The 22,166-nt window shown below is 66.6% G+C and carries 17 protein-coding genes and 1 pseudogene; 10 read left to right on the plus strand and 8 right to left on the minus strand.

Features of this window, described 5'->3' with window-relative positions; all coding sequences use genetic code 11:
• Positions 1-121: 121 nt before the first annotated feature.
• Together VLA96_00795 and VLA96_00800 are read left to right on the plus strand one after the other, a co-directional pair.
• Positions 122-457 (plus strand): annotated as a pseudogene (locus tag VLA96_00795) (redoxin domain-containing protein).
• A 13-nt stretch (positions 458-470) separates the two neighbouring features.
• On the plus strand, positions 471-1,103 hold the full coding sequence (locus tag VLA96_00800; protein HSE47725.1) for a hypothetical protein: 633 nt from the start codon (positions 471-473) through the stop codon (positions 1,101-1,103).
• 52 nt (positions 1,104-1,155) lie between these two features.
• Here the strand turns inward: VLA96_00800 and VLA96_00805 are convergent, their stop codons facing one another.
• Complete coding sequence (locus VLA96_00805; protein HSE47726.1) at positions 1,156-3,369, minus strand: glycoside hydrolase family 57 protein; 2,214 nt, start codon at positions 3,367-3,369, stop codon at positions 1,156-1,158.
• A gap of 63 nt (positions 3,370-3,432) precedes the next feature.
• Between VLA96_00805 and lptF the strand changes: the two genes are divergently transcribed.
• The 4 genes from lptF (at position 3,433) to VLA96_00825 (ending at position 8,635) form a co-directional block, all read left to right on the plus strand.
• Positions 3,433-5,730 carry an LPS export ABC transporter permease LptF gene (lptF, locus tag VLA96_00810; protein ID HSE47727.1) on the plus strand — a complete coding sequence of 766 codons (2,298 nt, stop codon included), beginning with the start codon at positions 3,433-3,435 and terminating at the stop codon, positions 5,728-5,730.
• Positions 5,731-5,828: 98 nt separating this feature from the next.
• Complete coding sequence (locus tag VLA96_00815) at positions 5,829-6,437, plus strand: hypothetical protein (protein ID HSE47728.1); 609 nt, start codon at positions 5,829-5,831, stop codon at positions 6,435-6,437.
• A 4-nt stretch (positions 6,438-6,441) separates the two neighbouring features.
• Positions 6,442-6,804 (plus strand): hypothetical protein, encoded by a 363-nt coding sequence (locus tag VLA96_00820; GenBank protein HSE47729.1) that lies wholly within the window; start codon positions 6,442-6,444, stop codon positions 6,802-6,804.
• A gap of 91 nt (positions 6,805-6,895) precedes the next feature.
• Positions 6,896-8,635, plus strand: a complete 1,740-nt coding sequence (locus VLA96_00825) for an ABC transporter ATP-binding protein (protein HSE47730.1) — start codon at positions 6,896-6,898, stop codon at positions 8,633-8,635.
• 132 nt (positions 8,636-8,767) lie between these two features.
• Here VLA96_00825 and VLA96_00830 read toward each other — a convergent pair whose 3' ends face one another.
• Positions 8,768-11,287, minus strand: a complete 2,520-nt coding sequence (locus tag VLA96_00830) for a hypothetical protein (protein ID HSE47731.1) — start codon at positions 11,285-11,287, stop codon at positions 8,768-8,770.
• An 89-nt stretch (positions 11,288-11,376) separates the two neighbouring features.
• Here VLA96_00830 and VLA96_00835 point away from each other — a divergent pair, with 89 nt between their 5' ends.
• On the plus strand, positions 11,377-12,432 hold the full coding sequence (locus tag VLA96_00835) for an FAD-dependent oxidoreductase (protein ID HSE47732.1): 1,056 nt from the start codon (positions 11,377-11,379) through the stop codon (positions 12,430-12,432).
• Here VLA96_00835 and VLA96_00840 read toward each other — a convergent pair.
• Both VLA96_00840 and VLA96_00845 read right to left on the minus strand, forming a co-directional pair.
• Entirely contained in the window at positions 12,429-13,097 is a 669-nt protein-coding gene (locus tag VLA96_00840) for a methyltransferase domain-containing protein (GenBank protein HSE47733.1), read from the minus strand. The two genes, VLA96_00835 and VLA96_00840, sit on opposite strands and share 4 nt — an antisense overlap.
• A gap of 15 nt (positions 13,098-13,112) precedes the next feature.
• A complete protein-coding gene (locus tag VLA96_00845; GenBank protein HSE47734.1) occupies positions 13,113-13,604 on the minus strand; it encodes a polymer-forming cytoskeletal protein in 492 nt (163 codons plus the stop codon).
• Between the two features lie 779 nt (positions 13,605-14,383).
• On the opposite strand from VLA96_00845, the gene VLA96_00850 reads away from it, so the two are divergent.
• Positions 14,384-15,262, plus strand: a complete 879-nt coding sequence (locus VLA96_00850; protein ID HSE47735.1) for a hypothetical protein — start codon at positions 14,384-14,386, stop codon at positions 15,260-15,262.
• Between the two features lie 60 nt (positions 15,263-15,322).
• Here the strand turns inward: VLA96_00850 and menC are convergent, their stop codons facing one another.
• Genes menC through mazG form a run of 3 tightly spaced genes read right to left on the minus strand, consistent with a single transcriptional unit; the run spans position 15,323 to position 18,149 of the window.
• On the minus strand, positions 15,323-16,450 hold the full coding sequence (gene menC, locus VLA96_00855; protein HSE47736.1) for an o-succinylbenzoate synthase: 1,128 nt from the start codon (positions 16,448-16,450) through the stop codon (positions 15,323-15,325).
• Positions 16,447-17,256 carry a GNAT family N-acetyltransferase gene (locus tag VLA96_00860; GenBank protein HSE47737.1) on the minus strand — a complete coding sequence of 270 codons (810 nt, stop codon included), beginning with the start codon at positions 17,254-17,256 and terminating at the stop codon, positions 16,447-16,449. Before VLA96_00860 ends, menC begins: the two co-directional genes overlap by 4 nt.
• The gene (mazG, locus tag VLA96_00865; GenBank protein HSE47738.1) at positions 17,256-18,149 is read right to left on the minus strand and encodes a nucleoside triphosphate pyrophosphohydrolase; all 894 of its coding nucleotides are present in this window, start codon (positions 18,147-18,149) and stop codon (positions 17,256-17,258) included. Before mazG ends, VLA96_00860 begins: the two co-directional genes overlap by 1 nt.
• 102 nt (positions 18,150-18,251) lie before the next feature.
• On the opposite strand from mazG, the gene VLA96_00870 reads away from it, so the two are divergent.
• Positions 18,252-19,976, plus strand: coding sequence for a 1,4-alpha-glucan branching protein domain-containing protein (locus VLA96_00870; GenBank protein ID HSE47739.1), 1,725 nt, complete (start codon positions 18,252-18,254; stop codon positions 19,974-19,976).
• A 52-nt stretch (positions 19,977-20,028) separates the two neighbouring features.
• Here VLA96_00870 and VLA96_00875 read toward each other — a convergent pair whose 3' ends face one another.
• Positions 20,029-20,295: a hypothetical protein gene (locus tag VLA96_00875; GenBank protein ID HSE47740.1), complete on the minus strand. Its 267-nt coding sequence runs from the start codon at positions 20,293-20,295 to the stop codon at positions 20,029-20,031.
• A gap of 296 nt (positions 20,296-20,591) precedes the next feature.
• Between VLA96_00875 and VLA96_00880 the strand changes: the two genes are divergently transcribed.
• Positions 20,592-22,034 carry an aldehyde dehydrogenase family protein gene (locus VLA96_00880; GenBank protein ID HSE47741.1) on the plus strand — a complete coding sequence of 481 codons (1,443 nt, stop codon included), beginning with the start codon at positions 20,592-20,594 and terminating at the stop codon, positions 22,032-22,034.
• Positions 22,035-22,166 lie beyond the last annotated feature (132 nt).

Below are 22,166 nucleotides of genomic sequence, written 5' to 3' on the forward strand. Positions count from 1 at the left end.
GGCACCGAACTTCTGTCTCGGAGCCGCCAATAGCGACGACGTCGTCTGCCTCAACAACACCCTCCGCAAAGGCCCCGTCCTCGTCGAATTCCTGCGAGGCACCTGGTGACCCAACTGCGTCAAGCGCATGGCTCAGTTCGAGCCCTTCCAGGACCGGATCACCCAGGCAGGGTCGCTTCTCTACGTCGCCGCCGAGAAGCGCGGCGGCCTCTTCAAGCCGGAGAAGTTCCTGCTCGAGCATCCTGTCAGCTTCCCGTTCCTGCTCGACGAAGACCGCAAAGTCACCAAGGAGTACGGCGTCTACCACCGCCTCGGGTTCGACGCCATCCACATCGCGCGTCCTTCGTCGTTCGTCATCGACACCAGCGGCATCATCCGCTTCCTGCATATGGGCGCATCACAAACGGACCGCGCGCCGGTCGAGCAGGTGCTCGCAGCGCTCGCAAACGCGAAATGAGTTTGGAGGACCAATGACAAAGAAACTAGCAGTCACCCTTGGGCTGGTCGTGCTCCTGGCGGCCTCCGCCGCCGCGCAGGAACAGCTCGCGCTGCCGGCGGGCACCGGCGTGAAGATGAAGCTGGAGACGGCCATCTCTACGTCGAAGTCGAAGGCCGGCGACACCTTCTCCGGTCGCGTCACCGAACCTGTGGTGCAGGGCGAGACCACCGTCATCCCGGTCGGCTCGACCATCCAGGGACACATCGTGCGCGTCACCGAGAACCGCCGCATCAAAGGGACGCCCACCATCGAGATCAATCCCGACGTCATCACCATGCCGACGGGCGAGAAGTTCACGCTCAACGCGGTGGTGGTCGACACCAACATCGACGGCACCAAGGTCAACGAGGAAGGCGCCATCAAGGGACCCGGCCACGACAAGCGTGACCTGCTGGTCGCCGGCGCCGGCGTAGGCGCGGGTGTCGGCATCGGCGCGGCCGCGGGCGGCGGCAAGGGCGCCCTGGTCGGCGCCATCATCGGGGGCGGCGCGGCGGCGGCCCACTGGCTCTGGCGCAAGCGCTCCGCGGAACTCCCCGCCGGCTCCGAGATCACCATGGAGCTCAGCCGGCCCATGCAGCTCAACAACAGCTCCGCCGGAAAATGACTCTTCTGTAGTGCCAGGGCGGGCGACCTCGCCCGCCTTTCTTTTTTGCTGGCTACGCTCGCGCCGCCAGCTCCGCCTCGCTCAGCACGTCGACAAAGATCTCGCCCTCCGCCGGCAGTGCGTCCACCGGCAGATGCTCCCGCCAGATCGTGCACCGGAAGCCGATGCGCCCGCCCGCCGGCGCTTCCAGCGTCGCGAGCGGCAGCTTGCACTCCAACGTGCGATGGACGCCGAGCGCCATCCCCTGCGCCGCCTCGCCCGGCAGCAGCGACTCCTCGTCCTCCGCGACGCTCGCCAGCCGCCACCCGCTCAGCTTCCCGGCGGCGAGCTCCACCGTCACCTGCACAGTCTTCAGCACCACGCCATTCGCATCGCGGCTCGCGCAGTGCAGCTTCAGCTCGACCGCGCCCTTGGGCGGCGAGCCGCCGATGAAGTCTGCCCGCGCGTAGAAGTTCTGTTCATCCACCCCGGCATGGATCCCATCCAGCAGGAACTGTTTTCCGTGCATCGCGGACGACCTGCGGTCGGCGGTGTACATCGCCGCGCCGATCCAGTCGAAATACCGCCCCACGTCGCCATCCACCTGGGGGTGGATGAACGCCGTCTGCGGCACGAACGTCGCCCGCACCTCGGGACGCACGATGGGCTGCGCCAGCGATTCCGGCGCCGGCTGTCCCAGCGCCTGGTACACGTTCGACAGGTGCTTGCGGTAGAGCTCGTCGAAGTCGCGGTCGTTCGCCGAGTGGTGCTCCGGCCCATACCACCAGTTCCAGTCGCTACCCTCGGCGACGAGCAACTCTTCGTAGGCCAGCGCGCGCTTCTCCGGCGCCACCGACTGCTCCAGCTCGCTGTAGCGCTCGCGCGCCGCGCTCAAGTAGTTCCATGCCTTGTTGTCTTCCGGCGCCCCGATCCAGACGTTGAAGTTCGCGTTGATCCACGAGCCCGGCGTCAGCGCGCCCAGCGTCGGCATCTCCTTCTGCCGCGCGATGGCCTCGCTGACCGTCACCGCCTGCATCTGCGGATCGCGGCTCAGCCCGTCGTACACGTAGCGCAGGAATTCCCGCCCCGAACGCGGGTAGTACTCCCAGGCGTTCTCGCCATCCAGGATGATGGGCACCATGGCCTCTCGTCCTGCATCCAGAACCGGTTGCGCCGCTTTCTTGATGTGATGGATGAGGTGCTGCGCGGCCTCTTTCGGCGGCATGCCCGAGTAGACGAACCCGATCAGGTCACTCAGCGGATGGTCCCGGAAGATCAGGTGCATGCGCGTGGCGCCCTGCTCGAAGCGCCACACCGAATAGAGTTTTGCCGCCAAGTCGCGCGAGAGCGACCCGCCGCCGTCGCGCGCGAAGTTCACGCCCCGCGACCTCCCCAGCACCCCCTCGTCCGTCGCCATCCACTCCAGCCCGGCCTCGTGCCCGATGCGCATCACCTCGTCCGACACCGAGCCCTCCGACGGCCACGCTCCGCGCGGTCGCACCCCGAAGGTCTTCTCGTGCAGCTCCAGCCCGCGCACCAGTTGCGCCCGCGCATCCTCCGGATGCCGGAACCTCTGTTGCGGCAGGGGCAGCCCGGGCGACGACACCCTTCCCTGGTCGGTGTCGCACAGCAGCGGCAGGATGGGGTGATAGTACGGCGAGGTCGAGAGCTCGATGGCGCCGGCCTTCGCTGCCGCCGCGTACGCCGGCAGCACCCGCCCGATCCGCTCACGCTCCTGCGCGCAGACGAGCTTCTGGTCGTCGAGCGAGTAGTCCTTCCCTTTCGCGACCAGCGCCGCCACGTCGCCTTCTTCCAGGAAGAACTCATCGAACCACGCCAGCTGCGAGAGCACCTGGAGGTCGGTGAGGTCCTGCGCCGTGAAGTAGCGCTCCGCTTTCGCGGCGTCCTCGCCCGCGCCGCGGAATCTTTCGTACAGCTCGCGGTAGCGCGGATACCGCCCGATCAGGTTGTTCACGTTCGCCTGGAACAGGTAGGTCAGCGCGAAGCGCCGCTCCTCCGCCGTGAGCTCCTTGGCCGGCTTCGCCGCGACGTCGAAGAACGGGTCGCGCGCGCTGCCCGCCGCGTAATCCTGGATCTGCGCCATCAGAGACGGCACCAGGTTGAAGGTCTGGTGCACCTGCGGAAACTCCTCCAGCAGCTTCACCATGCCGTAGTAATCCTTGAGCGCGTGCAGCCGCACCCACGGCAGGCGGTACTCGCCGCCCGCCAGATCCTTGTAGAACGGCTGGTGCATGTGCCACAGGAACACGACCCGGATGTCCGGCATTGGGGGTGACAGTTTCAGGTCTGCGGCTCACGAATTCAAGTGAGCCGCTTCTATACTGGGGCGATGCGGATCTTCACCCGCTACATCCTGAAAGAGGTCCTGGCGCACGGCGCCATCGGCGTCGCCGTGTTCACCTTCGTCCTCTTCATGGGACAAGTGGGCAAGATCATGGAGGTGGTGGTGCGCAACAGCGCGCCGCTGCCCAGTATCGCCGAGGTCTTTCTGCTCGGCCTGCCGACCGCGCTCAAGTTTTCCATCCCGATGGGCGTGCTGGTCGGCATCCTCATCGGGCTGAGCCGCCTCGCCGCCGACAGCGAGGTCACCGCGATGCGGGCCGCCGGCCTCGGCGTCGGCATCTTCGTGCGCACCATCGCCATCTTCGCGGCCGCCGCCTGGCTGTTCGCGCTCGTCAACCAGACGTTCCTCCTGCCACGCTCCGCGCAGCAGCTCTCCGAACTGCAGGGCCGCCTGAAATCCACCCAGGCGCCCTTCGAAGTCCAACCGCGCGTCTTCTACGAGGACTTCCACAACTACGTCCTTTACGTCCAGGATTCCTCCGCCGCGGAGAACGCCGCCCTGTGGCGCGGCATCTTCCTCGCCGACATCTCCACGCCCGGCGCGCCCAAGATCACCCTCGCGGACGAAGGCGTCGTCCTGCCCGAGGGCGAGAACAAGATCCGCCTGCACCTCTCCAACGGCTCGCAGCACGAGACCAACCCGCGCGATCCGGGCAAGTACACCATCACCACCTTTGAAGAGACCGACATCCCCATCGAGCTGCCGTCGGACAATACCCAGCAGCAGCGCCAGACCATGTCGGAGCTCTCCACCGCCGACCTGCTGCGGCTCTCGCACCAGCCCAAGTTCCACTGGTATCTGACCGAGTTCCACTTCCGGCTCGCGCTGCCCACGGCGTGCCTGGTGCTGGCGCTCGTCGGCATCCCGCTCGGCCTGTCTTCCCGGAAGGGCGGGCGCTCCACCGGGTTCGTCCTCACCATCGTGCTGGTCTTCCTTTACTACGTGGTCTCGCTCGCCGGGGTGGAGCTGGCGCGGCAGGGCAAGGTCGCGCCCGTCCTGGGCGCCTGGATGGCGAACATTCTTTTCGTGCTGGCCGGCATCGCGCTCCTGTTCCGCGTGGACCGCATGCCCATCGAGGTCGGCTCGTTCCGCGTCTCGTTCGCGCGCATGAAGCAGTGGCTGCAGCGGCACGGCCCCGCCACCGGCGAATCCGTCATGGCGCGCCGCCGCACCGGCATCTTCGGCGGCCGCTTCCCGCAGATCCTCGACGACTACATCCTGCGCGACTTCCTCACCTACACCGGCCTCATCCTTGCGGCTTTCGTCATGCTCACGCTGGTCTTCACCTTCTTCGAGATCCTGGGCGACGTGGTGAAGAACAAGGTCCCGCTCGTCACCGTGGGCGAGTACCTGCTGAACTACACGCCGGCGATGATCTACCTGATGGCGCCGATGTCGGTGCTCATCGCCGTGCTCATCACCTTCGGACTGCTGCAGAAGGGCAACGAGATCACCGCGATGAAGGCCACCGGCATCAGCATCTACCGCCTCATCCTGCCCGTCCTGGTGATCGCCGCCTGCATCTCGGCCGCGCTCTTCATCTTCGACCACTTCTACCTGCCGCACACCAACAAGCGCCAGGACCAGCTCTGGAACACCATCAAGGGCAAGCCCGCGCAGACCTACCTCCGCCCCGACCGCAAGTGGATCTTCGGACAGCACTCCACCATCTTCTATTACGAGTTCTGGGACCCCGATCAGAACCGCTTCGGCAACATCTCGGTCTTCAAGTTCGATCCCCAGACGTTCGCCGTGACCGAGCGCATCTTCGCCGCGCGCGCCCACTGGGAAGACGACCTGGGGACCTGGGTCTTCGAGCAGGGCTGGAAGCGCGACCTGCGCGGCGCCGCCATAGAGCGCTTCGACCGCTTCGACGCCACCACCTTCCCCGAAGTCGCCGAAGCGCCCAGCTACTTCAAGAAGGAAGTCCGGCAGTCCCAGGAGATGGATTACTTCGAGCTGCGGCAGTACATCCACGACCTGCAGCAGAGCGGTTTCGACGTCGGGCGGCTGCGCGTCCAGCTCCACCGCAAGTTCGCCTTCCCGCTCATCACCTTCGTGATGGCCGTGCTTGCCGTCCCGTTCGCGCTCTCCACCGGGCGCCGCGGCGCGCTCGCCGGCGTCGCCACCGCCATCGGCATCGCCGTCATCTACTGGATGACCAACGGCCTGTTCGAAGCCATGGGCAACGTCCACCAGCTCCCCGCCGCGCTCGCCGCCTGGGCCCCCGACCTCATCTTCGGATTCGCCGGCGGCTACCTCATCCTCAAGGTCCACACGTAACATCGAGCGTCCAAAACTGCGTGACCAGAAGATTATTGGCTCGTGTCCCCGGGTCTGTGGTAGATAAACAGGCTCTGATTCGTTGATCAAGGTGCCGCATGTACTGGCTAACCGTGATCCTGCTCGTGGTCGTGAACCTTGCCGCGCTGATTGGCGTTCTGGCGCTCTCTCTTAAGATCCGAACGCTGCGGGTGGCAACCTTCTGGCGTGGGTGCCTGGGCGCGTTGGCGGCCGTCCCGCTCGAAGTGGCGCGCATCCTACTTGGCTTCGGCATCACGCGCTGGCTCGGAGTCGCGCAAGGCGACGCCCTGTTACTGCTGCTACTGAACCTGCGCTTCTTCAACATCCCTCTCTTGGTCGGTGGTGGTTTCTTGGGCGCAGCATTCGGGGAACCGGGTCCGCAGTCGGAGCCGGCGTCAAGCGTACCCGCGGGCGACCACTTCCCATGCCGGGAGTGCGGCAGGCAGATCAAGCGCCAGGAATCCATGCGGCACAACGGCTTTTGTGCGCAGTGCGACCCGCGTACGAGGAGCGCCCGGGCGGCAGCGGTGGCGGCGCCGGGCCGCGCCGAGCCCGCCGGCGCGGGCACAAGTGCCCGCTACCTGCGGTGTGCGAGTTGCGGTACGGAGATCTGGAAGAGCGACGCAGAACGCTTGGACGGGATGTGCAAGGCCTGTTTTCAGAAAGCCAACGCTGCAACGAGGTGATCCCATGACCACGGCGACTAAGTCCGTGAAGGGTCCTGCCCACAAGGCAAACAAGATCCTGCTGTGGAGCAGCCTTGTCGCACTACTGTGCACCGGGCTTGCTTTTCTGCTCGATCACCCGATGCGTGTGCCCCCTGCGGCACTCGGCGCCCTGGCCACGCCCGTCGCGTTCGTCAGCCTGTGCGTGGTGGTCTGGCGGATGCGCCATCACAAGTCCAGCGCGCAATGGGTGGACGAGAGCTACGGTGGCGCCACCGAACTGCTGGTCAGCCAGTACGCCGCTGTCCTGGCCGCGATCCTGTTCGGCTTCCTGGTCGCCGCCTTCGCGCTCATCTTCAACCTGCTGCATGCGCTCAACGTGAAGTAAGCCCCCGGAAGTGTCGTCGCCCGGCAGCCAGAGTCTCCGCCGGCAATCCCTGAATCCTCCCACTGCTATCATTCATCTCTAATCGGTTCGCATGCTGAAGAGCCTCCGCCCACTCGCGCCCTACCTGTGGAAGTACCGCTGGCCGCTGACCTGGGGCGGGCTCTGCGTGCTCCTGACGAACGGCTTTGCCGTCCTCTTCCCGCAACTGGTGCGCTGGGCGATCGACGCGCTCAACCTTACGGTCACGCGCGAGAAGTTATGGCTCTTTGCCATCACCATCGTCGAGGTCATGCTGCTGAAGGGTGTCTTCCAGTACCTGACCCGCAAGGTAGTCATCGGTGTATCGCGCGACATCGAATACGACCTGCGCAACGACCTCTTCCGCCACCTCGAGAGCCTGAGTTACAGCTACTACCAGCGCACCCGCACCGGCGACATCATGGCGCGCGCCACCAACGACCTCAACGCCGTCCGCATGTTGCTCGGCCCGGCGATCATGTATTCGGCCAACACCCTGGTCTTCACCGTCGCCGCGCTTCTCTTCATGTACCGGATCAGCCCCAGGCTCACGCTCTGGGCCTTCCTGCCGCTGCCCATCGCGTCCATCCTGATCCAGTATTTCGGCCGGCGGATCCACGAGCGCTTCGAGCGCATCCAGGCCATGTTCTCCGACATCTCGGCGCAGGCGCAGGAGAACTTTTCCGGCGTGCGCGTCATCAAGGCGTACGCCCAGGAAGAGCACGAGATCCGCTCCTTCGAGACCGCCAACCGGGAGTACATCGCCCGCAGCCTCAAGCTGATCCGCCTGATGGGCATGTTGTGGCCGACGCTCGAAGTGCTTTTGGGGCTCGGGGTCGTGGTCGTGCTCTGGCTCGGCGGCCGCGAAGTCATCCTGCACCGCATGACGGTCGGCGAATTCGTCGGTTTCAACATGTACATGGTGATGCTCACCTGGCCGGTCATCGCGCTCGGCTGGGTCATCAACATCTTCCAGCGCGGCACCGCCTCCATGGGGCGCATCAACGAGATCCTCAAGGAACAGCCCGAGATCCGCGACACGCGACCCGGCCTGGAAGCGCGTCCCATCACGGGCGAGATCGAGTTCGCCAGCCTCGACTTCGCCTACGGCGACACTCCGGTGTTGCGCGACATCAACCTGCGCATCCCCGCCGGCTCCAGCCTCGCCATCGTCGGACCCACCGGCTCGGGCAAGTCCACGCTGGTCTCGCTCATCCCGCGCATCTACGACGCGCCCGCGGGCCGCGTGCTCATCGACGGCCGGCCGGTCAACGACTACCCGCTGGCGGACCTGCGGCGCAACATCGGCTTCGTCCCGCAGGAGACGTTCCTGTTCTCCGACACCATCCGCGAGAACATCGCCTTTGGCGCCGACGACGCCACCGACGACGACGTCCGCCGCGCCGCCGAAGGCGCCAGCATCGCGCCCGACATCGAAGGCTTTCCCAAGCAGTACGCGACCATGGTGGGCGAGCGTGGCATCACGCTCTCCGGCGGACAGAAGCAGCGCACCGCCATCGCCCGCGCCATCATCCGCGAGCCCCGCATCCTTATCCTCGACGACGCGCTCTCCTCGGTCGACACCTACACCGAAGAAAAGATCCTCGACCACCTGCGCGAGGTCATGCTCGGCCGCACCACCATCTTCATCTCACACCGCGTCTCGACGGTCCGCAACGCCGACCGCATCGCGGTCCTCCATGGCGGCCGGGTCGTCGAACTCGGCACCCACGACGAGCTCATCGCCCGCAACGGCTACTACACCGAGCTCTACCAGAAGCAGCTGCTGGAAGAAGAGCTCGAAACCGTTTAGAGATAAAAGAGGCCGCGCTCTCGCGCAGCCCTACCTCTGTTACCTTTTTCATGGCTACCGTATCGTTGCGCTGGCAGGAACGGAAAGGAAAAGGGTTTTTCTCCCCTCCTCTCCTCCTGTTTTCAGCTCCCGCTACTGGCCGTACTCCCCGGCCACCGGCGCCAGGAACGGGATCACCTGCCCCTTGATGGCGAAGCTTCCCTTTTGCCCGGCGTGGACGCTTCCGTTGTAGACGTACGGGCCACCCGCGAATGAGCTCTGCCCGAGCTGCTGGCTCACCGAGTTCCCGCCGCTCATCGACACCACCTGCGGCGACATGTTCTCCAGCAGCAACAGCACCACGCCCGGCTGGCCCTTCGCCGGTGGACGGAACCCCATGCGCCGCACCTGCTCCATGTCCACCAGGTCGCCGAACTCGCCCGGGTCGCCCGCCTGCCACGCCGACGGCGGCAGCTTATCCGCGCCGGTCACCGTCGCGGTGAACGTTCCGGTCTCGCCCTTCTCCAGGTTCAGCCGCCCCGCCGCCATCTGCAAGCCGACCGTTGCCACGCGGAACTTCATCTTCACGCCCTGCTCTTCCACCACGATGTTGTTTTGCCCTGGTTCCACGCCGCTCGGGATGACGTAGTAGAGCGCGTTCCCGGTCTCGGCGAGGATCTCGGCCTTCTTCCCGCCGACCATCACCGACGTGCCCAGGTTCCGCCCGTCGAACGGCCCGTGCACCACGCCGACTGTCCCGCGCTGCAGGATCGCCGGACTGCGGAACTGCTCCGGCCGCACCGTGGTGGGCGCGGTGCGCGGCTGCCCCGGCGTCAGCGGGACCTCGCCGGTCGCCGGGGTCTGCCCCGGCTGTCCCACCGAGACGCGCAGCTTGTCGCCGCTCGCCGTGCCAGTCACCGGACCATCGCATTTCTGCGGCGGCCCGTCACCGATCCGCGCGACCAGGGAGTCGGTGTCCGGCTTACCGTCTTTCCCGCGCGCTACCCGCGTGGTCAGCTCGATCACGCGCAGCCCGGGAATGTTCTGGAACGACTTCGGGTTCGACACCACGCGCGCGGTCGTCTTCTCGCCCGTGCGCGTGTCCTGGCCGGTCACCACGCCGACCAGCATCTGCTCGCCGCCCATGCCCAGGTCGGCCTGCGCCGTCTGCGTGCGCGGGTGCGCCTGGTCCCACGCCTGGATATCCTGGGGCAGCGCGTTGATCTCGCCCGCCTGCCGCGCGTTTTCGTAGCAGTCGCGCGCGCAGCGGTAGTAGGCGTCGCGCGCCGCTGCCGCCTCTGCCGCGCGCTGCGCCGCCCACTGCTGGAACCGTTGCAGCGACGAGTTGATGTCATTCAGCTCCTGTTGCAGCCGGTTCACGCGATTCGTCAGAACGCTCACTTCCTGCGTCGCCGTCCGCTGATTGTTCTGCGCTTCGATGTACTGGTTGTGGAACAGTCGCTGCAGCCGCGCGGTGTTGTACTTCCCGACGGCCTGGTTCGCCGCGTTCAGCCGGTTCTGCGCCCGCTGCAGGTTCTCCTGCTGCTGCGCCAGCTCGCGCTGCTTCGCCTGCGCCTGCGTCTGCAGAGACTGCACGCGCTCCTGCAGGCGGTCCGCCTCGCGCTGCAGCTCCTGCCACTTCGACCACAGGTCGCCGCACCGCTGCCAGCAGATGCGCTCGTACACCGGCACCTTCGGTTCGTCCGGCTGCACGTGCACGCCCGTGCCCGAGCCGCCCGGATCGGCGGAGCTGCCGTCTTCTCCCTGCGGGCATCCACAGCTCGCCTGCACGATGTAGTGCGTGTTCGCCAGGTGATACGGGATGGTGATGGTCTGGCCGTTCACCACCGGCTGCTGCGGCGCCAGGTCGCCGTTGCCGATCACCGTCCAGCGACCCAGCCGCATCGGCTGCGGCGCCCGCTCCGGCCACTTGCACCCGCAATCCCCCGACGCCCGGAAGTGGATGCTTCGCCGCCCGTTCGGCGCCACCCTCATCTCGAACACCACTGAGATGGTTCCGCATTGCGGGTCTTCGTAGCTCGACTCGAACAGCGTCGAGTCGCCAGCCTGGTTCATCCGGTCCCACAGATACTTCGCCAGCTCGCCCGCGCCCTTCTCCGCGGGATACCCTTCCAGCCCGCCCGCGACCGCGCCCGCCGCGCCGGCAACCCTCCCGGTCGTCTGGCCCGCCACGTGCTCCGCGCCCGCGCTCAGCCCGCCCGCGACCGCTTGCCCGGCCTTCTCCGCCGCCAGCTTCTTCAGGTTGTCGGTCAGTTCGTCGACGCTGTTCGATTCCAGGTACAGCCCGACAGCGTCGCCGAGCATGCCCGCCCAGCCGATCCCGAATGCGTGCTCAAAGATGTCTTTCGAGACCTCCAGCGTCTGCACCGCTGCCCGCCGCGCCGCGTCCCGGATCCCGACCTGGGTGAGCGCCATGCGCGCCTTGCGCAGCGCGGCGTTGGCGCAGTCCGGCTGCGTGTTGCCGGAGAGCTCCACGTTGGGACTCATGGTGTCCTGCGGCATCTCGTACCAGAGCTGCGCCATCGCGTCGTCCATCTTGGCTTCGACCACGACGGTCTCGCTCGTGGGACCGGAATTGCCGAGCTCGGCGGCGCCGAGCACGAACACGATGAGCGCGAGGGTGAACGGGAGGCGGCGATTCGGGGCGAACATGGGGCTCCTTCGCGAGCGAAGATCGTGGGCCCGGAAACGTCAGGGGGAGTGCCGGTATTCTATGCAGGACTCGGCGTCTTGCAACCGAAATGACCTCGCACTACGACTTCGTCGTGATCGGCGGCGGCCCCGCCGGATGCTCCGCCGCCATCCGCGCCGCGCGCGCTGGGAAGAAAGTGCTGCTGCTCGAGCGCGGCCGCCTCCCGCGCCACAAAGTCTGCGGCGAGTTCATCTCGCCGGAGGCCACCGACTTGCTGCGCGAGCTCCTCGGCCCCTCCGGCGACGCGCTGCTCGCCGCCGCACCGCGCATCGCTCGCGCCCGCCTGTTCCTCGACGGCCGCACGCTGGACGCGCCGCTCTCCGAACCGGCCCTCAGCATCCCGCGCTTCCGTCTCGACGAAGCGCTGTGGAACGCCGCGCTCGCCGCCGGCGCCGACTGCCGCCTGGAGACGCAGGTCGACGACATCTCCCGGCCAAAAGATTTCGAGGTCGCGGCCGCGGGTATTCGCGTCTCCGCCGCCGTGGTAGTGAACGCTTCCGGCCGGTGGTCGAACCTGACCCGGACGTCACTCCCGGCCAACGCTCCTCGCTGGCTCGGCGTCAAAGCCCACTTCCGCGAGCCCCTGCCCCCGCAGTCCTGCGACCTTTACTTCTTCGACGGAGGCTACTGCGGCGTTCAGCCCATCGGCGACCATGCCGTGAACGCCTGCGCCATGGTCCGCTCCGACGTCGCCAACTCCCTCGGCCAGGTCCTCACGCGGCATCAGGACCTGTGGCGTCGCTCCCGCGACTGGGAACCGCTCACCGAGCCGGTCTCGACCGCGCCTCTCGTCTTCCGCGAACCGCACCCGCTGGGCTCTTCCGGCGTGATCAACGCCGGCGACGCCGCCGGCTTCATCGACCCCTTCGCCGGCGACGGCATCGCCATTGCGCTGCGGTGCGGCGCGAAAGCCGCTTCCTCGCCGGCCGGCGCCTACGCCGAGTGGCACGCGCGCCAGATCGTGCCCGCCTTCCGCGCGGCCGCCCGCTTCCGCGCGGTCGTCTCCGCCCCGCGCTGGCTGCGCGCCGCCGGCCTGGCTTTGTTGGGAGATCAGAGAGTCGCGGCCTGGGCCTTCCGCGCGACCAGAAGCCGCGTCAAGGACTAGCGCACCACCAGCACTTCCCGCACCGCGTCCTTCGCCAAGAAGAATTTCAACGAGCCGAAATCCTTGAACAGGTTCTCGATGTGGCGGTTATTGAACACGCGCTGCAGCCGGAAGCGCGGCCCCTTCTGCAACTCCAGCGCATCGTTCCCGACCATGTGATAGCGGAAGTATGGCGCCTCGGGCCCGGCGTCGCGCGTGTGAAAGAACGCCAGCAGCACCCCACCCGGCTTGGTGATGTAGTGCAGCCGCTCCACCATCGGCTTCACCAGCGTCTCCGCCATGTAGTCGGGGACGTCCCAGCACAGCACCGCGTCGAACTGGTGCCGCTGGTGGTTCAGGTTGTCTTCCAGGAACTTCTTGGGGTCGACGAACGGCTTGCCGTCCTCGCCCGGCGACTGGAAGGCCGGGTCCAGCGACGCCAGCAATACGTCCTCGTTGTAGACCTTGTGTCCCTGCTCGGTAAGCCGCGCGATGTTGGTCGGCGAAGTCGGCCCCAGGTCGAGCACGCGCAGGCCCTCCTCCTTGCCCAACGCGCGCACGAACTCCTGCAGCCCGCTCGACCGCCGCGTGATCTTTCCTTGCGAGACGGAGACGCCCGTCACCTGCGCGGACTCGGCCGCCGCGTCTCCCAGGAGCTTCTTGAAGAAACTCAGGCTCGTCCCCATTCCCCGCCCGACCGCTTACGAATACTTCTTCTCGTCGAGCAGCGAAGACTGCGGACCCGAAGCCGGCGCGGCGTTGTAGGCGGCCGGTCCGGTCGACGACGACGGCGATGCATACGACGCCGCGGCCGCCATCGCTTTCGTCTCTTTCTTCGTTTCCTGCTTCTTGATGTCGATCGCGCCCTTGAAGTACGCGCCGTCCTCGATCACGATGCGCTGCGTGGCGATGTCGCCCACGAGCACCGCCGAGCGCTTCAGCTCCACGCGCTCGTCGCCCTGCACGTTCCCGTCGACCTTGCCGTGCACCGTGATGTCGCGCGCGTGCACGTTCGCGCGGATCCGCCCGTTCGGCCCGATCGTCAGGCTGTGGTCGCGCAGCTCGATGTTGCCTTCCACCTCGCCGTCGAGATACAGGTCCTCGCTGCCGGAAAGCTCGCCCTTGATCAGCACGCTCTTGCCGATGTGCGCCACGTCGGCGCGGAAATTGTCAGCACTCTTCGGAAAATCCATGCGAGCCTCCTTCGTCACTGGCGGGGTTGCGGCCGGCGCGCTCGGTTGCGGCGCCGCGGGCGTGGCTGGCTTCTCATCGCGCTTCCACATTCTCGTTCTCCTGGTTCACATTAGCTACGGCTGCACGGATATCCCGGGAGCGATGCGCTGCAAGATGCCGTTTCACAATAGCTTGGGGCCACTATACCCGCCTTTCCCGCTGCGGCCAATCGGGTTTTTCTCTGTCACGCGTCCCTCAGGACGGCTCTCGTCTGCCGCACGTAGCGCCGGCGTTTTCGCGCCGCTTCCTAGAGCTCCCGCCTTCCGGTCTCGCCGCCGCCGATGCACCGCGATGCAAAGTGGTGGCACTCCGATGCTAACTGTTGAGTACATGAGACTTGCTGTCTATGTACTTAATGGTACATATCGCAGAACTCGCCAGCAATTGCCCGTATGCGATTGATTCTGCTAGCTCTAGAAACTTCACCTTAGTACTTTCCTCTTCCCGGACTTTGGCCACGCCGTTGCTATTACCCAGGCGTCGGCCCTGACGGAACTGTCGCGCCGGATTGGCTGAGACCGAAAACCAGGGGAACAGCGGTTTCAGTCTGACGGGTGCGAATCAAACCAATGGGACTGCCTTTTCTGGACAGGGCCGACATAAAGGCCTAATACATCCTCCTTCCTTACGCCGGCTCTGCTCACGCGGAGCCGGTTTTTTGTGCGCTAGATACACCTGGGTACTAAGTGCAACGGCTTTGCCCGCGCTGCCGTCTAATCGTGAGAGGCAGGATCTCCCCATGCTCCCGTGCTCCAAGCCGCTCGTCTGCGCCGCGTTCTTCGCGCTGGTCTCGCTCGCGCCCGCGCAGGTCCAGCTCCAGTCCAGCTCGGCGAACGAGCTGGTGCGCCGCGTCATCGCCAACGAAGACCGCTCCAGCAAGAGCGGGCCGCGCTACATGTACAAGATCCGCGAGGTCAAGCCCGAGCGCACCGTCACCAAGGAGCTCATCGAGACCAACGATGGCGCCGTCGCGCGCCTCGTCGCGGTCAACGACCAGCCGCCCACGCCGCAGCAGCGCGCCTCCGACGAGAAGAAGCTCGACAAGCTGGTGAACGATCCGGACGCGTTGCGCGAGCGCAAGAAAGACCAAGCCGAGGATGAGCGCCGCACCCGCCTCATGGTCCACGCGCTCCCCGACGCCTTCCTCTACGAGTTCGACGGCACCGAGGTGCTGAACGGCGTCCAGACCTCGCGGCTCGCCTTCCGGCCCAACCCGGACTTCGATCCGCCTTCGCGCGAGACGATGGTCTACAAGGGCATGCGCGGCCACATGTGGATCGAGCCCAAGGCGGAGCGCCTGGTCCGCATCGACGCCACGCTCTTCGACGACGTGACTTTCGGCTGGGGCATCCTCGGGCGCCTCAACAAGGGCGGGCATTTCCTCGTCGAGCAGTCGCAGATCGGCCCCAACCGCTGGGAGACCACGCGCATGCAGCTCGACTTCGTCGGCAAGGCGCTGCTGTTCAAGACCATCAAGATCAAGGAAGACGAGCGCGCCTCGGACTTCCGCCAGGTGCCGGCGAACCTCACCATCGCGCAGGGCGTCCAACAGCTCCGCAAGTCCGACCAAGTGGTCGCGGAATCCACCGCCACCGCCTCCGGCTCGCCGCGCCACTGAATCGTCGTGTAAGCGCCGGCGACTCGCCGGCGCGATCGGAGAATGCGATCCCGTCCGCCTCTAGCTGGCCGACGCCCGTCCCGCGCGGATCGTCTCTTTCCTCACCGTCAACTTCTCAATGAGATCCTCGCGCACCTTGTACCCGGTGCCCGGAGCATCCGAAACCGTGATGGTCCCCTGCTTGCTTACCTCGACCTCGGGCTCGATCACATCCTCTTTCCAGTACCGCTTCGACGCGGAGACGTCCCCGGGCAGCGAGAAATTCTCCTTGGTCGAGAGGGCGATGTTGTGCACGCGGCCCACGCCCGATTCGAGCATCCCGCCACACCACACCGGCACGCCGCGCTGCCGGCAGACGTCGTGCACCGCCAGCGCCTCGGTGAACCCGCCCACGCGCCCGACCTTGACGTTCACGATCCTGCACGCGCCCAGCTCGATAGCCGCCTGCGCGTCGCGCGCGTGGCGGATGCTCTCGTCCAGGCAGATCCGCGTCTGCAGCTGCTTCTGCAACTCGGCATGCACGTACAGGTCGTCATGCCACAGCGGCTGCTCGATCATCAGCAGGTCGTACGCGTCGAACTTCTTCAGGTGGGCAAAATCCTCCCGCCGGTACGCCGAGTTCGCGTCGCAACTGAACAGGATCTTCGGCCACTGGGCGCGCACCCGCTCGAACGCATTGAGGTCCCAGCCGGGCTTCACCTTGATCTTGATGCGCTGGTAGCCCGCCGCCAGCTCCGTCGCGATCTTGTCCATCAATTGATCGAGCGAATCCTGGATCCCGATGGAGACGCCGCACGCGATCTCGCGGCGCGTGCCGCCCAGCAGCTTCCACAGCGGGACGCCCTTCTGCCGCGCCTCGGCCTCCCACAGCGCGTTCTCCACCGCCGCCTTCGCCATGCGATGCCCGCGGACCTGCTCGAACAGCGGCGCCGCGTCGCCGCCGCGCGCCAGGCTCTTGCCCAGCACCGCCGGCGCCAGGAAGTTCAGGATGGCGTACCACGCCGTCTCGAACGACTCCTCGCTGTAGAAGGGATTCTCGCCCGCGGCGCACTCGCCCCAGCCGTTCACGCCTTCGCAGTGCGCCGTCACCAGCACGATGTTCCGCTCGTACGTCCGCCCGAAGCTGGTCTCGAAAAAATGCACCAGCGGCATCCGGATCTCGCGCAGCGTGATGGCTTCGACCTTCATTGCTCTACGGTTTCCTCTTCTTCGCCGGGAGCCGATTCGTAACCCCACTCTTCGTCCCAGTGTCCCAGCAGGAAGCGCCCGTTCCCCTCCTTGTCGCGCTCGTATCCCAGCACCGCCATCCCGTCAGAAAAGGCTTTCAGGAACTGCTCGCGATTGCGCAGTTGGACGTCTTTCGCCTTGTCGCGCTCTTTCTCGCTCGCCTTCCACTCGTAGATCTGCGCCGGCACCTCGATGGTCTTCTCCGTCTTGATGGCCGGCCGCTGCTTGTCCTCGAGCAGCGCGCAGACGCGCTTCGACTTCAGCCACCACTCCGCCACCAGCCGGTCGGTCGGCAGGCCGCCCTGCAGCGGCGACGACGAGATGCCGTACTGGTTGATGTTGTACCGGCGCGCGACCGCGCCCAGCCGCTCCAGGTTCAGGAACGCGTTCTTGATCTCCAGCGGGTCGAACGTCCACTCGATGAGCTCGAACCCGCGCGCCAGCCCGTCCTCGCGTTGCAGCAGCTTCATCTGACGCCCCAACCCCGCGTTGCGGTACTTTTCCCGCACCGCCAGCATGTGCGAGTGCAGGTAGGGATGCCCGCCGCGGCTCCCGGGGATGGAGAGCGCGAAACCCACCAGCTCCTCGCCGTCGAAGCTCCCGATGATCTGGCCGCCGATCTTGTCGGCCACCACGAACATCCGCAGCGGGATCAGGTCCACGTCCGCGAAGTTCCACACTTCCTTCTGCAGCGCGACGCAGTCGGTGAACTCCGCGATGGTCGCGCACTTCCGCACCACGATCTGGCTGGTGTCGAGCTCGCCCATCAGCGTTCCGTCTCCTTCGATTTCTGCCACAGCGCTTCCATCTCGTCGAGCGACGCCTCCGGCAGCTTCTTTCCCTGCCGGCGCAGCTCCTCTTCCAACCATTGGAACCGCCGCTTGAACTTGCGGTTGGTCTTCCGCAAGGCCGATTCCGGGTCGAGGGAGAGATAGCGCGCGATGTTCACCAGCACGAACAGCATGTCGCCCAACTCGTCTTCCAGGCGGCCGCGCAGCGGCTCCGCCACCTGCGCTGCCCCTGACCCGGCCACGCCACGCTGCTGCGGCTTCGGCGGCGCCGGCAGCTTCGCTACCTCGCGCTTCAGTTCGTCCGTCTCCTCGCGCAATTTGTCGAACAGCCCGCTGACCTCCGGCCAGTCGAACCCGACGTGCGCCGCGCGCGAGCTCAGCTTGTACGCCTCCAGCAACGCCGGCACCGCCGGCGACACGCCCGCCAGCACCGACTCGTTATTCTCCTCTTCCTTCTTCTTCTTGCCGCCGCCCGCCGCGAGCCGCTGCTTCTTCTCTTCCGCCTTCAGCGCCTCCCAATTCCTGAGTACGTCCGACGCGGTCTCCGCCTTCACGTCGCCGAACACGTGCGGATGCCGCCCGACCAGCTTGTTCGCCAGGCGCTCCAGCACGTCGTCGATGGCGAAGCGCCTCTCTTCACTCGCCATCTGCGCATAGAAGAGCACCTGCAGCAGCAGGTCGCCCAGCTCTTCGGGCAGCTCGTCCCAGTCGCGATTGTCGATCGCTTCCAGGACCTCGTACGTCTCCTCCAGCGTGAACGGCTTGATGGTATCGAAGGTCTGCTCGCGGTCCCACGGACACCCGCCCGGCGCCCGTAACCGCGCCATGATCTCCACCGCCCGCTCGAACTTGTCGCCGGTCGCTCCCATCGCGAATCCACCTAATGTACACAATCGTCCAGAAACTAGTAGACTCGTAAGGTTGGGCAGCCGACAGCGCACGCGCCTGTCCGCATCCAACACGGTAAGCCCATGAAGTCCTTTGGCACTCCCTCCGGATACGTCACGTTCGTGCTCCATTCGCACCTGCCCTACGTGGTGCACCACGGCACGTGGCCGCACGGCCTCGACTGGCTCCACGAGGCCGCCGCGGAGACCTACCTGCCCATGCTGCGGATGTTCAGCGAGTTGGAGCGGGAGGGCGTGGCGCTCAAGGCGAACGTCAATCTTTCTCCCATCCTGCTCGAGCAGCTCTCGCACCCGACCTTCCAGGAGGAGTTCCCCCTCTACGTGCAGCGCAAGATCGAGGCTGCGCGCAAGGACGAAGCCGACTTCCATCGCCAGGGCGAGGACCACTTCGCCCGCGTCGCCCAGTACTGGTGCCAGTTCTTCGAGCGCGCGCTCGCCGACTTCGAGGGCCTCGGGCGCGACATCGTCGGCGGCTTCAAGCGCTTCTACGACTCCGGCGCCATCGAGATCATCACCTGCGGCGCCACGCACGGATACTTCCCCCTCCTCGGCACCGACGCTTCCATCCGCGCGCAGGTCCGCATGGGCGTCGCCACCCACGAGCGCTTCTTCGGACGCAAGCCGCGCGGCATCTGGCTCCCGGAATGCGGCTACCGGCCGGGCGGGCTCTGGCAGTATCCGGTCTCGACCAACGGCGCCTCGCGCCCCAAGGGCCCGCAGCTCCGGGAGGGCGTGGAGCAGATCCTCGCCGAATGCGGCATCCAGTTCTTCTTCGTCGACACCCACCTGGTCGAGACCAACATACGTTTCAGTCCCTACCAGATGCTCGCCGGCGACGTGCCCATCGCGCTCGAGGAGGAGACGGGCGGCAAGCACCCATCGCTCTACCGCCCGTATTTCGCCGGAGCGCGCCGCTCCAGCGGGACCGCCGCCTTTTTCACCCGCGACCCCAAGACCGGCATCCAGGTCTGGTCAGGCGACCACGGATATCCCGGCGACGCCGTCTACCTCGACTTCCACAAGAAGCGCTGGCCCGGCGGACACCGCTACTGGCAGGTCACGCACCCGCGCGTCGACCTCGGCGGCAAGACCGCCTACTATCCGCACGAAGCCGAGGCCAAGACGCGCGTCCACGCCGAGCACTTCGTCGGGATCACCTGCGGCGTGCTCGGCTCCGAACCCCAGAACGGAGGCACCGGCGGGCAGCCGCCCATCCTGTGCGCGCCGTTCGACGCCGAGCTCTTCGGCCACTGGTGGTTCGAAGGCGTCCACTGGCTCAAGAACATCGCGCTCGCGTACGCGCGCCCCGATTGTCCGGTCAAGCTCGTCACCTGCTCCGAGTACCTCGACCAGTTCCAGCCCACCGGCTACCTCGTGCTCGACGAAGGCTCCTGGGGCAAGAACGGCACCAACGAGGTCTGGCTGAATCCCGAGACGGCGTGGACGTGGAAGCACATCTACGCCGCGGAAGAGGCCGTGCTCCAGATGGCCGAAGGCCGGCGCTGGAAGTCCGATCCGCTGGCCGAGCGCCTGGCGCGGCAGCTCTGCCGCGAGCTCATGCTGCTCGAGTCCTCCGACTGGCAGTTCCTCATCACCACCGAGCACGCCCGCGACTACGCCGAGAAGCGCTTCCACACGCACCTGGAGCAGTTCCGCGCCCTGCTCGACGCCTGGCGGCGCTACGAATCCTCGGGCGAGTTCTCTCCCGAGACGCGGCACACGCTCGAAGAGATCGAGCAGCGCGACAACGTCTTCCCCACGCTCTCGCCCGAAGCCTACCTGCGCTAGCCACACGTCTGCGCCCTCGCGGCGCCGCTGCGAGTTCTGCGTTCAGGTTCTTCTAGGGATGCGCTGCGGGTTGCGCCGCCGACGGCGCCACGCTCGGCGCGGGTCGCACTTTCGCCACCGCCAACGCGCGCTTCTTCGGCGGCAGGCTCGGCTGCTGCTCCACGATCCCGATGACGGCGTCAGGATTCACGTCGTTCCGCTTCTGCAGCTTCTTTTCGCACAGCGCGCGCACCAGTTGCTGCTCGTGCTCGCTCAGCACTTCCTGGGGCAGCAGCTTGAAGTTGCGGAACATCCAGATGAGCTGGAGCCGCTGCAGCAACGAAGGCGCGACGAAGCGCGGACCGTGATCGGTCGATACTTGAAGTAATCCGTGACGGATTTTCTCCACCAACATGGAGAAGCGCCTCTTCGTTCCCTTCGGAAATTCCCAGAGCTTGTGGAAAAGCGAGCCAAATCTACGCCGCGCACCAAACTCGATGCAATAGAAAAACGCATCAGTTTACTCGGATGTAACCATTACGGAGGTCTCTGACCCGCGGCTCTCTTGGCTTACCCTGAGGGCTTTCCTTTGGCCTTTTGCCCTCTTCCTTTTGCCTTTGCTCTTAGAATGACCCCGTGTCCGCAACGCTGCAGCCCGCGGTCGACCTCCACGCCGCCTTCGCCGCGCTCCAGGCCAACCGCTGGACGGTCGCCCAGACCAGCGCGGCCGACCGCATCGCGAAGCTCAAGCGCCTGCGCGCCGCCCTCGTCGCCCGCCGCGCCGAGCTGCGCGGGGCCCTCCAAGCCGACCTCCACCGGCCGCCCGAAGAGTCCGAGATCCTCGAGCTCCAGCCCCTGCTCCTCGAACTCGACCACGCTATCCGCAACCTGCGCGGCTGGATGCGCCCCCGCCGAGTCGCGACACCCCTGCTGCTGCTCGGGACGCGCAGCGAGGTTCGCTTTGAGCCGCGGGGCGTGGCCCTCATCCTCGCGCCCTGGAACTACCCCGCGGACCTGGCGCTCACCCCGCTCATCGCCGCGGTCGCCGCCGGCAACTGCGTCCTGCTGAAGCCATCGGAGAAGGCGCCGCGCACCAGCGAGGTCGTCGCCGCCATCGTCCGCGATGCCTTCCCCGCGGACGAAGTGACCTGCGTGCTCGGCGGACCCGAAGTCGCCCAGGCGCTCACCGCGCTCCCGTTCGACCACATCTTCTTTACCGGCTCCACGCGCTTGGGCAAGCAGGTGATGCGGGCCGCCGCCGAGAACCTCGCCAGCGTCACGCTCGAACTGGGTGGCAAGTCGCCCGCGCTGGTGGACGAGACCGCCGATCTCACCATCGCCGCCGAGCGCATCGCGTGGGGCAAGTTCGTCAACGCCGGGCAGACCTGCATCGCGCCCGACTACGTCCTCGTGCACCACTCCCGCGAGCGCGCCTTCGTCGCCGCGCTCAGATCCGCCACCGAGAGCATGTACGGCGCCGGCGCCGAAGTCCGCCGCTCCCCGGACTACTGCCGCCTCATCGAACCGGCTGCGGCTGCGCGCCTCATCGCGGCCCTCGACGCAGCGCTCGCGCCATCTTCCGGACATCCCGCGCACCTCGAGCTCGGCGGCGAATTCGACCGCGCGTCTTGCTACCTCGCGCCCACCATCGTCTCCGGCGTCGCCCCGGACTCCCCGCTGATGCGCGACGAGATCTTCGGGCCCATCCTGCCTGTCGTCACCTACCAGACGCTCGACGAAGCCTTGCTCCTCATCCGCTCGCGCCCTGCGCCGCTCGCCCTCTACGTCTTCTCGCGCGACCGCGAGCCGCTCGAGCGGGTGCTGCGCGAGACCTCCGCCGGCGCCACCGTGTGGAACACCACGCTGCTCCACTTCGGCAACCACAACCTGCCCTTTGGCGGCGTGGGCGCCAGCGGCATGGGGAACTATCACGGCTGGTTCGGATTCCGCGCCTTCTCGCACGAGCGCGCCGTCCTGCGCCAGACGCGTCTCTCGATGCTCCGCCGCCTGTTCCCGCCCTACACCGATACGACGCGCAAGCTGCTCGCGCTCCTCGATCGGTTGCTGGGAACCAGATAGCGGCCGGTCCGAGCAGTCCGCCGTGGCGGACGAGGGTCGGCTTCGATTTCTGGTTCTAGCCCTGCAGGAATCCGTTACCCTTGGCCCGGCTTCCCGCCGGTCCTTTTCTTTGCGCCGTGCGGCGCCGATCGT

It is taken from the genome of Terriglobales bacterium, from assembly GCA_035457425.1.
Classification (GTDB): Bacteria; Acidobacteriota; Terriglobia; order Terriglobales; family Acidobacteriaceae; genus JACPNR01.

Bases quoted from the DNA above. Each gene is read 5' to 3' on its own strand.
- VLA96_00800 (HSE47725.1), top strand. From the start codon at position 471: ATGACAAAGAAACTAGCAGTCACCCTTGGGCTGGTCGTGCTCCTGGCG.
- VLA96_00805 (HSE47726.1), bottom strand. From the start codon at position 3,369: ATGCCGGACATCCGGGTCGTGTTCCTGTGGCACATGCACCAGCCGTTC.
- lptF (HSE47727.1), top strand. From the start codon at position 3,433: ATGCGGATCTTCACCCGCTACATCCTGAAAGAGGTCCTGGCGCACGGC.
- VLA96_00815 (HSE47728.1), top strand. From the start codon at position 5,829: ATGTACTGGCTAACCGTGATCCTGCTCGTGGTCGTGAACCTTGCCGCG.
- VLA96_00820 (HSE47729.1), top strand. From the start codon at position 6,442: ATGACCACGGCGACTAAGTCCGTGAAGGGTCCTGCCCACAAGGCAAAC.
- VLA96_00825 (HSE47730.1), top strand. From the start codon at position 6,896: ATGCTGAAGAGCCTCCGCCCACTCGCGCCCTACCTGTGGAAGTACCGC.
- VLA96_00830 (HSE47731.1), bottom strand. From the start codon at position 11,287: ATGTTCGCCCCGAATCGCCGCCTCCCGTTCACCCTCGCGCTCATCGTG.
- VLA96_00835 (HSE47732.1), top strand. From the start codon at position 11,377: ATGACCTCGCACTACGACTTCGTCGTGATCGGCGGCGGCCCCGCCGGA.
- VLA96_00840 (HSE47733.1), bottom strand. From the start codon at position 13,097: ATGGGGACGAGCCTGAGTTTCTTCAAGAAGCTCCTGGGAGACGCGGCG.
- VLA96_00845 (HSE47734.1), bottom strand. From the start codon at position 13,604: ATGGATTTTCCGAAGAGTGCTGACAATTTCCGCGCCGACGTGGCGCAC.
- VLA96_00850 (HSE47735.1), top strand. From the start codon at position 14,384: ATGCTCCCGTGCTCCAAGCCGCTCGTCTGCGCCGCGTTCTTCGCGCTG.
- menC (HSE47736.1), bottom strand. From the start codon at position 16,450: ATGAAGGTCGAAGCCATCACGCTGCGCGAGATCCGGATGCCGCTGGTG.
- VLA96_00860 (HSE47737.1), bottom strand. From the start codon at position 17,256: ATGGGCGAGCTCGACACCAGCCAGATCGTGGTGCGGAAGTGCGCGACC.
- mazG (HSE47738.1), bottom strand. From the start codon at position 18,149: ATGGGAGCGACCGGCGACAAGTTCGAGCGGGCGGTGGAGATCATGGCG.
- VLA96_00870 (HSE47739.1), top strand. From the start codon at position 18,252: ATGAAGTCCTTTGGCACTCCCTCCGGATACGTCACGTTCGTGCTCCAT.